Annotated in this window: 10 protein-coding genes; all 10 read right to left on the reverse strand. The window is 68.3% G+C overall.

Annotated features, from left to right (window positions below):
- A partial coding sequence (locus AC5RW2_RS38055) for an ATP-binding cassette domain-containing protein (protein WP_494075151.1) occupies nt 1–1,365 on the reverse strand: 1,365 nt, incomplete at its 3' end.
- The gene (locus AC5RW2_RS38060) at nt 1,362–3,266 is read right to left on the reverse strand and encodes an ABC transporter ATP-binding protein (RefSeq protein ID WP_494032269.1); all 1,905 of its coding nucleotides are present in this window, start codon (nt 3,264–3,266) and stop codon (nt 1,362–1,364) included. The genes AC5RW2_RS38055 and AC5RW2_RS38060, both read right to left, overlap by 4 nt.
- Before the next feature lie 214 nt (nt 3,267–3,480).
- The gene (locus AC5RW2_RS38065; protein WP_494032270.1) at nt 3,481–4,530 is read right to left on the reverse strand and encodes an LLM class flavin-dependent oxidoreductase; all 1,050 of its coding nucleotides are present in this window, start codon (nt 4,528–4,530) and stop codon (nt 3,481–3,483) included.
- Nucleotides 4,531–4,582: 52 nt separating this feature from the next.
- Nucleotides 4,583–5,317 carry an alpha/beta fold hydrolase gene (locus AC5RW2_RS38070; RefSeq protein ID WP_494032271.1) on the reverse strand — a complete coding sequence of 245 codons (735 nt, stop codon included), beginning with the start codon at nt 5,315–5,317 and terminating at the stop codon, nt 4,583–4,585.
- Between the two features lie 14 nt (nt 5,318–5,331).
- On the reverse strand, nt 5,332–7,641 hold the full coding sequence (locus AC5RW2_RS38075; protein ID WP_493986694.1) for an FdhF/YdeP family oxidoreductase: 2,310 nt from the start codon (nt 7,639–7,641) through the stop codon (nt 5,332–5,334).
- Nucleotides 7,642–7,790: 149 nt separating this feature from the next.
- Entirely contained in the window at nt 7,791–8,654 is an 864-nt protein-coding gene (fdhD, locus tag AC5RW2_RS38080; RefSeq protein ID WP_493986439.1) for a formate dehydrogenase accessory sulfurtransferase FdhD, read from the reverse strand.
- Between the two features lie 40 nt (nt 8,655–8,694).
- A complete protein-coding gene (locus AC5RW2_RS38085; RefSeq protein ID WP_493986440.1) occupies nt 8,695–9,981 on the reverse strand; it encodes a molybdopterin molybdotransferase MoeA in 1,287 nt (428 codons plus the stop codon).
- On the reverse strand, nt 9,981–10,316 hold the full coding sequence (locus tag AC5RW2_RS38090; RefSeq protein ID WP_493986438.1) for a DUF6457 domain-containing protein: 336 nt from the start codon (nt 10,314–10,316) through the stop codon (nt 9,981–9,983). Before AC5RW2_RS38090 ends, AC5RW2_RS38085 begins: the two co-directional genes overlap by 1 nt.
- Before the next feature lie 48 nt (nt 10,317–10,364).
- On the reverse strand, nt 10,365–11,036 hold the full coding sequence (gene mobA / locus AC5RW2_RS38095; protein WP_493986437.1) for a molybdenum cofactor guanylyltransferase: 672 nt from the start codon (nt 11,034–11,036) through the stop codon (nt 10,365–10,367).
- A gap of 33 nt (nt 11,037–11,069) precedes the next feature.
- The gene (locus AC5RW2_RS38100) at nt 11,070–11,570 is read right to left on the reverse strand and encodes an HNH endonuclease (protein ID WP_493986436.1); all 501 of its coding nucleotides are present in this window, start codon (nt 11,568–11,570) and stop codon (nt 11,070–11,072) included.
- Between the last annotated feature and the right edge of the window lie 119 nt (nt 11,571–11,689).

Below are 11,689 nucleotides of genomic sequence, written 5' to 3' on the forward strand. Positions count from 1 at the left end.
GAGCCCGAATTTGGCCAGCAGCGTCCGCACCTCGGCGCTGGGCCAGTCCGGCAGCTGGGCTTCGACGGCGGAAGCCAAGGCCGCCGGGCCGTCCAGCAGCCCGCGGGCCTGGTCGATTTCGCCGACGGCGACGCTCGCGCCCAGGGACGCATCGCCGTCGTCCGGCCGGCGGGTTCCGAGCAGCAGCCGCAGCAGCGTGGACTTGCCAGCCCCGTTCGGGCCGGTAATGCCGATCCGGTCTCCGGCGTTGACCTGCACGGATACCGGTCCCAGCAGGAAGTCCCTCTGCCGGACCACTGCCTCGCGCAGCGTCGCCACCACCGAGGAGGAACGCGGCGCGGAACCGATGCTGAACTGCAGCTGCCATTCCTTCCGGGGTTCGGCTACTTCCTCCAGCCGGGCGATCCGGGATTCCATTTGCCGGACCTTCTGCGCCTGCTTCTCGGAGGACTCGGTGTTGGCACGGCGCCGGATCTTGTCGTTGTCCGGCGCCTTGCGCATGGCATTCCGCACGCCCTGCGAGCTCCACTCCCGCTGCGTGCGGGCGCGGGCCACTAGGTCCGCCTTCTTCCCGGTGAATTCCTCGTACTGTTCCCGGGCATGCCGGCGGGCGACGGCACGTTCCTCCAGATAGGCCTCGTAGCCGCCGTCGAACACGGCGATGCTGCGCTGGGCCAGATCCAGCTCAACAATCCGGGTGACACAGCGCGCCAGGAACTCGCGGTCGTGGGACACCAGGACCGCACCCCTGCGCAGCCCGGTCACGAAGTCCTCCAGCCTGGCGAGCCCGTCCAGGTCCAGGTCATTGGTGGGCTCGTCCAGCAGCACCACGTCGAAACGGCTCAGCAGCAGGGCCGCGAGCGCCACCCGCGCGGCCTGCCCGCCGGAGAGTCCGGTCATTAGTTCGTCCCCGGCCAGTTCCAGGCCCAGTTCCGCCAGCACGGCGGGGATGCGGTCCTCCAGATCCGCGGCACCGCTGGCCATCCAGCGGTCAAAGGCCGCCGCATAGGCGTCATCGGCACCCGGAGCCTCCGTGCCGAGCGCCTCTGCTGCGGCTTCCATTGCGGCAGTGGCTTCGGCGGCCCCGGTGCGCCGGCCGATGTACGCGGCGACGGTCTCGCCCGGCACACGCTCATGCTCCTGGGGAAGCCAGCCGACGAACGCGTCGGTAGGCGCCAGCGCGACGGTTCCGGCCAGCGGTTCATCCACGCCGGCCAGCAGCCGCAGGAGAGTGGATTTGCCGGCACCGTTGGATCCGAGGACGCCCACGACATCCCCGGGCGCCACGGTCAGGTTGAGGCCGGAAAACAGGGTGCGGTGCGCGTAGCCGCCGGACAGGTCCTTGGCTACCAGTGTGGCGCTCATGCGCCCGCCCGGACTGCAGCGTCAGCCGCGGCGCCGCCGGCATCATCGGTGGCGAACTGCGTCCGGTGCAGTTCCGCGTAGCGTCCATTGCCGAACAGCAGTTCCGTATGGGTGCCCTGCTCCACTATCTGCCCGTCCTCGATCACCAGGATGCGGTCCGCCGAACGGATGGTGGAGAGCCGGTGGGCGATGACGACGGCGGTGCGGCCTTCCAACGCCTCGGCCAGGGCCGCCTGCACGGCGGCTTCATTCGTGGAGTCCAGCGCCGCGGTCGCTTCATCCAGGATGACCACCCGCGGATGGGCCAGCAGCAGCCGGGCGATGGTCATGCGCTGGCGTTCGCCGCCGGAGAGCCGGTAGCCGCGCTCCCCCACCATGGTGTCCAGGCCGTCCGGCAGCGAGCGGATCAGGCTTTCCAGCCGGGCCCTCCGCAGGGCGTCCCACAACTGGTCGTCGGTGGCGTCCGGGTTGGCCAGCAGTAGGTTCGACTTAATGGTTTCGTGGAACAGGTGCCCGTCCTGGGTGACCATGCCCAGCGTTCCACGCAGCGATTCGAAGGTGACATCGCGGATGTCCGTTCCGGCCAGCCTCACCGACCCGGTGTCCACGTCGTAGAGCCGGGAGAGCAGCTGGGCGATGGTGGACTTGCCCGCGCCGGACGAGCCCACCAGGGCCACGGTCTGGCCCGGTTCGACGCGGAAGGAGATGCCGTGCAGCACCTCTTCCCCACCGCGGGTGTCCAGGGTGGCGACTTCCTCCAGCGAGGCCAGCGAGACCTTTTCCGCCGACGGGTAGGCGAAGCGCACGTCGTCGAATTCGACGGCAACCGGACCGGCGGGAACGGGCGCGGCGTCCGGTTTCTCCTCGATCAGCGGCTTGAGGTCCAGCACCTCGAACACGCGCTCAAAGCTGACCATCGCGCTCATGATTTCCACCCGGGCGTTGGCCAGGTTGGTCAGCGGAGCGTACAGCCGGGTCAGCAGCAGCGCCAGGACGACCACGTCGCCGGTGGCCAGCTGCCCCTCGATGGCGAAGTACCCGCCCATGCCGTAGACCAGGGCAAGGGCCAGCGCCGAAACGAGCATCAGGGCCGTGAAGAAGACCCACTGCATCATCGCGGTCTTCACCCCGATATCGCGGACCCGCTGCGCCCGCAGGGCGAATTCGCGGGACTCGTCCGCAGGACGGCCGAAGAGCTTGACCAGCGTGGCGCCGGGAGCGGAGAAGCGCTCGGTCATTTGCGTGCCCATGGAAGCATTGTGGTCGGCGGCTTCGCGCCGCAGCGCCGCGAGCGTGGCGCCCATGCGGCGGGCCGGCAGCAGGAACAGCGGCAGCATGACCAACGCCAGGACCGTCACCAGCCACGAGGTGCTCAGCATGACAATCAGCGTCAGGACCAGCGTCACCAGGTTGCTGACCACGCCCGAAAGCGTCCCGCTGAACGCAGACTGAGCTCCGATCACATCATTGTTCAGCCGGCTGACGAGGGCACCGGTGCGCGTACGGGTGAAGAACGCGATGGGCATCTTCTGCACGTGGTCGAAGACGGCGGTCCGAAGGTCCAGGATGACGCCCTCGCCGATACCGGAGGACAGCCATCTGGTCACCAGGCTCAGGGCGGCATCGGCGATGGCGACGGCGGCGATCAGCAGGGCCAGCCGGATGACGACGCCGGTGTCCGCGCGGGCGACGATGGCATCAACCACCTGGCCGGCCAGCAGCGGTGTGGCCACCGTCAGGACGGCCGCTCCGACGGAGAGCACCACGAAGAAGATCAGCTTGCCCTTGTACGGCTTGGCGAAGCTGAGAACCCGCATCAGGGTCGCTTTGGAGAATCTCTTGCCGTCCTTTGCGGTGGAGATCCGCCAGAGCGAATTCCAGGCCGCACCTTCCATGCTCATGACAATGCCTTCCAGCTGGTCCTGGCCCGAGACTAGGCGACGCCACCGACCTTATTGATGTTTATCCTCAACGCCGGGGCAGACCGGGGAATTCCGGCACCGGCGCTCGTCCAGCCTACCGCCACCGGCCAGGCAGCCGGTCCCTGGCCGGCACCCTGCCTGTTCAGGCCAGGTCGCTGTTCAGGCCAAGTCGCTGTTCAGGCCAAGTCGCTGTTCAGGTCAAGTCGCTGTTCACCAGCGGCATGACCTCTGTGCCCAGCAGCTCGATGGCTTCCAGCACCCGGGCCTGCGGCACCGAGGAAAAGTCCAGCTGGAAGATCTGCCGATCGTGCCGCAGGTGGGAGTGTGCCAGCAGCACCTTTTCCGCCACCTGTTCGGGGCTGCCGACGAACAGCGCACCGGTGCGGGCGGCCTGCATGTTGTAGGTGACGGCACTGGGCATCGGGAAGCCGCGTTCGGCGGAGATGCGCTTCATTGAATCCAACCAGTACGGCCGGAAGGTTTCCTGAGCGTTCTTCCGGAGCACCAAACCAACCGCGCCCAGCGTTACCGGGAGGGTGCCGGCGTCGTGCCCGGCCTGCGCCGCAGTGCTGCGGTAGACCTGCACGTGCCGTTCAAAGTTGGCTACCGTACCGCCCAGCAGCGCATAGGTGACCGGCTTGCCCAGCCGCGCGGCCCGCTCGGTGGAGGCCATGGTGCCGCCGGTGGCAATCCGGATATCCAGCGTGCCGGAGGCCGGCCGCGGGAGGATCTGCGCGTCCTCCAGCGGTGGCCGGAATTTCCCCTGCCAGGTGACCCGCTCGGCGGCGTCAAGCCGCAGCAGCAGCTCGAGCTTCTCTTCATAAAGTTCGTCGTAATCCTCGAGGCGGGCACCGAACAGCGGATAGGACTCGATGAAGGAGCCGCGGCCGGCCGTCAGCTCGGCCCGCCCGCCGGAGAGCAGATCCAGAGTGGCAAACTGCTGGTAGACCCGCACCGGATCCTCGGTGCTGAGGACCGTGACGGCCGAGCCCACCCGGATGTTCCGGGTCTGCGCCGCCGCAGCCGCCAGAACGGGCACCACCGAAGACACAGCATAGTCAGGACGGTGGTGCTCGCCGGCACCAAAATAGTGCAGGCCCACTTCGTCCGCCAGCCGGGCGCGTTCCAGCAGGTCCGCCAGCCGCTGCTGCGGACTGGTCCGCGCGCCGGAGACCGGGTCGGGGTGGATATCGCCGAAGCTGTAGATGCCGAATTCCATATCCGCGTCAACGTAAATATGCATTTGCATATTTCCAGCTGCCGATTTTTCAGCGGTATGTCTCAGCGCGGATGCTTCAGCTCAGCCACTCCTCCAGCAACTGATTGAACATCGCCGGGTCCTGCAGCGGGATGCCGTGGCCCCGCCCCGGGACGATGAGCAACCGGCTCCCTGGCAGCGCGGCGGCCAGCACTTCGGCGGAACGGCACATGACCGCCCGCTCCTGCTGTCCGGCCACGACGGCAGCTTGGGCCGGAGTCCGGCTCCAGCCCGCCGGGATGCGGAACCCGGCGTTCGCGCGCAGCACGTTTGCCAGCGTCCGCGGACTGATCTGGCTTGAGGTCCTGAAATAGTCCTCGAACAAGTCCGGCCCGATGAACAGCGCCCGCGCTTGGAGCCTCGCGAAGGCGCGCGACCGGGCCAGCGGAGCGGCCAACCTGGCGGCCCTCACGCCCAGTTCCGCCCCGGGCAGCGGCCGGACCAAGGCACTGACCACGATGACCCGCTGGACTAGCCCGGGACGGCGGGACGCCAGGCCCACGGCGATCTGCGCTCCGAGGGAAAAGCCGGCAAAGTTCACCGGACCCCGCCCCCGCTGCTCCACTACGTCTGCGACGGCGTCCGCAGCACCGAAGATGGTGGTGAAGTCCTCCGCCGAACTGAGGCCGTGACCGGGAAGATCAGGCACCAGGATGTGATGGGTACGGCGGAAATACTCCACCTGGTGCTGCCACATCCAGCCGGCGACGCCGCCGCCATGCAGCAGCACCAGCTTGGGGTTTCCCGGATCGCCGTACTCCTCCACGTGCATTCGGCGCGGCCCGGTCAGCTCAGCTGGGGTTCTTCGCGGTGCGGGATGAACCGGACGAACATGGCCTTGTAGCCGGGGGTGTTGGATTCGCGGGCCACGTTCTCCCGGTGCACCAGCGCGTTGGCCTCCGGGAAGTACGCCGCGGCGCAGCCCTTCGCCGTGGGGTAGGACACCAGCCGGAACCTGTCCGCCCGGCGGTCCTGCCCGGCGAAGGTGCTGATGACGTCCACCAGCTCGCGGTCGCGGAAGCCCAGCTCCGCCAGGTCCTCGGGGTGCACCAGGATCACCCGGCGGCCCTCGGAGATGCCGCGGTAGCGGTCATCGAGCCCGTAGAACGTCGTGTTGTACTGGTCATGGCTGCGCATGGTCTGCAGCACCAGGTGCCCTTCCGGCGGCGCCAGGTACTCCAGCGGGCTGACCGTGAACCGGCCGCGGCCGATGTCCGTGGCGAAGGAGCGCGAATCCCGCGGCGGATTCGGCAGCACGAACCCGTTTTTGGTCCGGATCCGGGCGTTGAAGTCCTCGAATCCGGGCAGCACCCGGGAAATGTGGTCCCGGATCACGTCGTAGTCCTCGGCCATGGCCTTCCAGTTCACCGGATGGTCCTCCCCGAGGGCGGCCTGGGCCATCCGGGCAATGATTACCGGCTCGGCCAGCAGATGCTCGGAGACCGGAGTCAGTCGGCCGCGGGTCGAATGCACGCAGGACATCGAATCCTCCACCGACAGGAACTGCGCCCCGCCCGGATGCTTGTCATCCGTATCCGTCCGGCCCAGGGTCGGCAGGATCAGCGAGGTGCGCCCGTGCACCACATGGGAGCGGTTGGGCTTGGTGGAGACGTGAACGGTCAGCCCCACCCGCTTCATCCCGGCTTCCAGCGCCTCGGTATCCGAACACGCCAGCGAGAAGTTCCCGCCCATGGACACGAAGACGTCCACCGCATCGCGCTCGAACGCCTCGACCGTTTCCACCGAATCGTAGCCGTGCTCCCGGGGGGAGGTGATGCCGAACTCTTTGTCCAGCGCGGCCAGCAGCCATTCCTTCGGCTTCTCCCAGATGCCCATCGTCCGGTCGCCCTGGACATTGGAATGCCCGCGCACCGGGCAGGCGCCGGCGCCCGGCTTGCCGAAATTGCCCTGCAGCAGCAGCAGGTTGATGATCTCCTTGATCGTATCCACCGAATGCGGCTGCTGGGTCACCCCCAGCGCCCAGCAGAAGATGGTGGCCCTGGAGGCGGCCAGCATCCCGGCCACCCTGGCGATCTCCAGCCGGGACAGGCCCGTGGCCTTCTCCGTCTCTGCCCAGTCCACGCTCGCCCGCGCAGCCCGGTAGGCCTCAAACCCGTCCGTCTGCGCCTCGATGAAGGCCTTATCCACCACCGAGCCCGGGACGCGTTCCTCTTCCTCCAGCAGCAGATGGCCCAGCGCCTGGAACAGCGCCAGGTCACCGCCCACCTTGATCTGCAGGAACTCATCAGCCAACGGCGTGCCGGACCCCACGACACCGTTGAACGTCTGCGGATCCTTGAAGTTGAACAGCCCGGCTTCCGGCAGCGGATTGACCGCCACGACCTTCCCGCCCGCATCCTTGCACTCCTTGAGCGCGGACAGCATCCGCGGGTGGTTGGTGCCCGGGTTCTGCCCGACGACGAAGATCAGCTCCGCGTCGTGGATGTCCTGCAGCGAGACCGTGCCCTTGCCGATCCCGATCGTCGGATTCAGCGCCGAGCCGGAGGACTCGTGGCACATGTTCGAACAGTCCGGCAGATTGTTGGTACCCACCGACCGGGCGAACAGCTGGTACATGAACGCCGTCTCATTCGCCGTGCGCCCGGAGGTATAGAAGACGCAGCGCTCCGGCGTCGTGGCCCGGATATGCTCCCCGATCAGCTCGAACGCGTCCGTCCAGGAAATCGGCGAGTAGTGCATTTCCCCCTCCCGGATCACCACCGGTTCGGTGATCCGGCCCTGGTTGCCCAGCCAGTACTCGGTCTTCTCCGCCAGCTCCGCAACCGAGTGCCGGGCCCAGAACTCCGGGGTCACCGTCCGCAGCGTGTTTTCCTCCGCCACCGCCTTGGCACCGTTCTCGCAGAACTCCGCGGCCTTGCGCCTGCCGTCCGATTCGGGCCAGGCACACCCCGGGCAGTCGAAGCCGCCGCGCTGGTTCAGCCGCAGCAGCGACTGCGCCGTCCGGGCCACCCCGGCCTGCGCCAGCCCCCGCTCCAGCGCCACCGCCACAGCCTTCACACCGGCCGCGGCCCTCTTCGGCTCATGAACCTCAAGCTCACTCTCGTCAATGTCCGCAACCGGCGCACTCCGCCTCACAAAATCCACGGTTTCCCTCCTGGCTCTGCTGCCTCGAGCACCCGGCAGCGTGACGTGCGGGCGTCGTTGCCCACAACGGGCTGACGGCACCGGCGCCGGCCATGGTGAACCGGCCGCAATGCCGCCGTGACAGTGGTCACTCCCCAAGCCTAGACGCCCGCGGAGACATCCTGGGCCACGCGTTCCGGATGTGAATAAATATTGATGCTGTTCCGCCGGCTGAACCCGGCAACCGTGAGCCCCACCGATTCGGCCAACTCGATAGCCAGCGACGACGGCGCGCTCACCGCCGAGAGCACGGGGATACCCGCCAGATACGCCTTCTGCACCAGCTCGAAGGACGCACGTCCCGATACCTGCAGGACGGTATTGCGCAGCGGAAGCCGGCCCTCACGCAGGGCCCAGCCCACCACCTTGTCCACCGCATTGTGGCGGCCAACATCTTCGCGCAGGCACAGCAGCGTTCCATCCAGCGTGAACAATCCGGCTGCGTGGACCCCGCCGGTGCGGTCGAAAAGTTTCTGCTGCTCGCGCAGCCGGTCCGGCAGGGACAGCAGCACGTCCAGCCGGATCCTGCCGTCGCTGGCGGCAGGCGACGTCCCGGCGTCGTACGTAAAATGCGAGCTCTTGGCGACGGCATCGATGGAGGCGGTGCCGCAGATCCCGCAGGAACTGGACGTATAGACGTGCCGCTCCAGCGACGTTTCCGGCAGTTGAACGTCCGGCGCCAGCCGGGCCTCCACGACGTTGAACGTCTGGCGGCCCTGCTCGTCCTCTCCGGCGCAGAACCGCATGCTGTCCAGCTGGCCGGCGCTCCAGACCACGCCCTCGGACACCAGGAAACCGGCGACGAGGTCGAAATCGTCCCCGGGAGTGCGCATGGTGACGCTGAATGCGGTGCCGTTGATGCGTATCTCCAGGGGCTCCTCCGCGGCCAGCACATCCTCGCGCCGCCGTGGACCGGCCTCCAGGCTCAGCTTGAGCACCTTCCGGCGCTGGGTGACCCTGCCCATTTGACCTCCATATCCACAACCGTCCCTACCAGAGTAGGGCCTACCACGGCAGCTCGATGGTGCGCAGGGCCTGGTCCCGGATGCAGCCTTCCGCCGGAATGATCATGACCCCGTGGGCATCGGCCAGTCCGCGCAGCATTCCGGAGTGGGTGTACTGCGCCGGGACGGCCCGGCCTTCCTCCAGCCAATACGGCACCAGCCGGCTCCTGCCCGGCATCGGGTCGAAGTCCATGCCCGCCAGCACGGTGCCTAGCCACGGTTCGGCGGCGCCGCGCAGGCCGGCGAGCAGCGGCTGCACTACCGTCAGGCAGGCCATCATGGCGGCCAGCGGATTGCCGGGCAGCCCCACCAGGAACCGCCCGTCGCCCAGGCGGGCGAGCAGCGTCGGATGGCCTGGACGCATCGCGATGCTGTGGATCAGGAACTCCCCGTCCAGCAGTTCCACCGCCCGGCGGATATGGTCCGCGGAGGATGTGCCGGTCCCGCCGGTGGTGATCACCACGTCGCTGTAGGCGCGGGTGATCGCGGTCTCGTCGGCGGCTTCCGAGCCCAGGGCGCTGACGACGTCGTCCAGCATGTCCGGCGCGCGCCGCACCGTATCCACGTGCCCGCCCATCATGCCCACCAGCGCGGGCAGCTGCGGGCCGAAGGTATCCCGGACCTGGCCCGGCTTCGGCAGCCCGGCCTCGATCACCTCGTCCCCGGTCAGCAGCAGGGACACCCGCGGCGCGCGAAGGACCGGCAGTGTGTCGTGGCCGCAGACGGCGGCCAGGGCGATGTGCGCCGGGTTCAGGACTTTTCCGGCGCTGATGGTGAGCTCGCCGGGCCGCGCTTCCTCCGCGGCAGGACGGATGTGCTGGCCCTCGTGCGGCTCGTCCGGGGCGGCACGTGAATTGCGGTGCAGGATGCTGCGCCCGCCCTCGGTTTCGGTGTAACCATGTTCGGAGCGCAGCACGCCGGTGGTGCCTTCGGGAATGGCCCCGCCGGTCAGGATGGCGACGGCCTGTCCCGGCTCCAGCCGCTCGACCGCCGACTCATGGGCTTCCCAGGGCAGGGCCTCCGGCTTGGGTTCCAGGACGGCCCACGGCCCGTCCCCGGCTACCGCCCAGCCATCCATGGCGGAGGAGGAATAGTGGGGAATGCCCTGCAGTGCGGTGATGTCGGATGCCAGGGTCTGCCCCAGCGCCTGGGCCAGCGGCACCGTCTGGAAGGGCAGCGGTCCGGCGGCGCGGTACGCCGTGCGGTAGGCCTCGGCCCACGGCATGTCCACAATCGTTGCGTCCGTGCTCCTCCCCCCGGCGGCCGGAGTCACGGCCTGGTTCCCCATCACTGACCGTCGCCTTTGCACAGTCGGCTGGCGACTGCGCTGGCCGAGCGCATGGCCACGGCCTCCGAGGCCTGCCCGCTGCCGGCCGCCAGTCCGGCTGCATACCCGACGATGAAGGTGGTCAGCGGCGCGGCAGGCCGGACGACGGCGTGCGCGGCTTCCCCAGCCAGGCCAAGGACGGCGTCGATGTCGATCGTCGTTTCTTCCAGCTCGAGGGCCGCGAGCAGCTCGGCGACCCAGGATTCAAGGATCTCCTGCTGGCTGATCTCCTGCTGTGCCGGTTCCTGCGCTCCGGCATCGCCGGTCCTCGCCGGCGCTTCGGGATTCTCCGCCACGGGGGGCCTCCTTCGGTAGCTTCGCCTGCCGGCCTGCTCCGGCCACGGCTACGGGCGCGCAATACCGAAGTGTTCCGCGTCCGCCCATGTGTCCACATCGCCGGTTGCACCGGACGCGAAGTGGCACTCGTATACCTGCACCCTAGCAAGCAGCTTCAAGACTGACATCCCGGCCAGGCCCTTGCCCCCGGCGGCGGGATCACGGGCGGCGGCTTCAGTGAGGCAGCGGGCCAGGGCGTCAGTGGCGATGCAGGACGCGAGCGGCTGTGCCTTCCCGGCAGCATCCACCGGCATCCACAGCTCCGCCTCCGGGTGCCGGAGTGCAGCGTCCAGCAGCCGTGCGGGCAGATCGCCGAGCAGCGGCATATCGCAGGCGAGAAGCAGGGTATAAGGGGGAAGGTCCCGGCCGGGCACGCGCAGCGCCGCTGCGCCGGCACCGATTCCGGCCGCCGGTCCGGCGAAGGGCGGGTCCTCCCGGGTCAGCACCGTGGGCGGCAAACGGGTGACGTCCGGGTTCCCGCCGGACAAGGTGGACAGCTGCGCCCCGATCTCCCCGGCGAGCTCCGGCGGACCGACGACGGCGACCCCAGCCGCCCGGCGCACACTGTCCAAGGCGCGACTCAGGAGGGTGGCGCCGTCGTACTTTAACAGCGCCTTCGGCACTCCGCCCAGCCGCGAGGACCGGCCGCCGGCCAGCACAATGGCGTCAAAGTCAGGCATGGGAAGCAGCCGTCGCCGCGAAGCCGGACACAGTCACGCGGCCGGGAAGGATTCCAGGAATTCACCCCACTGCGGCGCCGGACGTTCCAGTTCACGGATCCGCCAGTGGGTTCCGCGCGGGGGCTTGGGAACGATGCGCAGCGACCAGCCCAGCTGGGCCAAGGTGAGATCGCCCTTGAGGTTGTTGCAGCGCAGGCAGCAGGCCACCAGGTTTTCCCAGCTGTCCGCACCGCCCCGGGACTTCGGCACCACGTGGTCGATGGTATTGGCATTCTTGCCGCAGTAGGCGCACAGGTGGTTGTCCCGGCGGAGGACGCCGCGGCGGGTCACGGCAGCGCCTTCCTGGTAGGGAACCTTGACGTAACGGTTCAGCAGGATGACCGACGGCCGGTTGAGGATAGTGGTAGGACTGACCACAGGGTCGTCATCTTCAGCGATGACGCTCGCTTTTCCGGCCAGCACAAGCACCAGCGCCCGGCGGAAGGTCACGACCGCCAGCGGTTCATATCCAGCATTCAGAACGAGAGTGCGCATGCACATTCCTCTTAGCCTGATCATGCCTGCAGGCCCCGGCTACCCGAGAACACAGACGTGGTACTTCGGATGTTGATAGTTAGGGTATGCCCGGAAAGTTGAGATTCCCTAATTCTCGC

The organism is Arthrobacter sp. B0316-1-20 (assembly GCF_059091865.1).

Coding starts and splice junctions, on each gene's coding strand:
- mobA (WP_493986437.1), bottom strand. CDS start 11,036: ATGCCTGACTTTGACGCCATTGTGCTGGCCGGCGGCCGGTCCTCGCGG.
- AC5RW2_RS38085 (WP_493986440.1), bottom strand. CDS start 9,981: ATGGGGAACCAGGCCGTGACTCCGGCCGCCGGGGGGAGGAGCACGGAC.
- AC5RW2_RS38065 (WP_494032270.1), bottom strand. CDS start 4,530: ATGCATATTTACGTTGACGCGGATATGGAATTCGGCATCTACAGCTTC.
- AC5RW2_RS38100 (WP_493986436.1), bottom strand. CDS start 11,570: ATGCGCACTCTCGTTCTGAATGCTGGATATGAACCGCTGGCGGTCGTG.
- fdhD (WP_493986439.1), bottom strand. CDS start 8,654: ATGGGCAGGGTCACCCAGCGCCGGAAGGTGCTCAAGCTGAGCCTGGAG.
- AC5RW2_RS38070 (WP_494032271.1), bottom strand. CDS start 5,317: ATGCACGTGGAGGAGTACGGCGATCCGGGAAACCCCAAGCTGGTGCTG.
- AC5RW2_RS38060 (WP_494032269.1), bottom strand. CDS start 3,266: ATGAGCATGGAAGGTGCGGCCTGGAATTCGCTCTGGCGGATCTCCACC.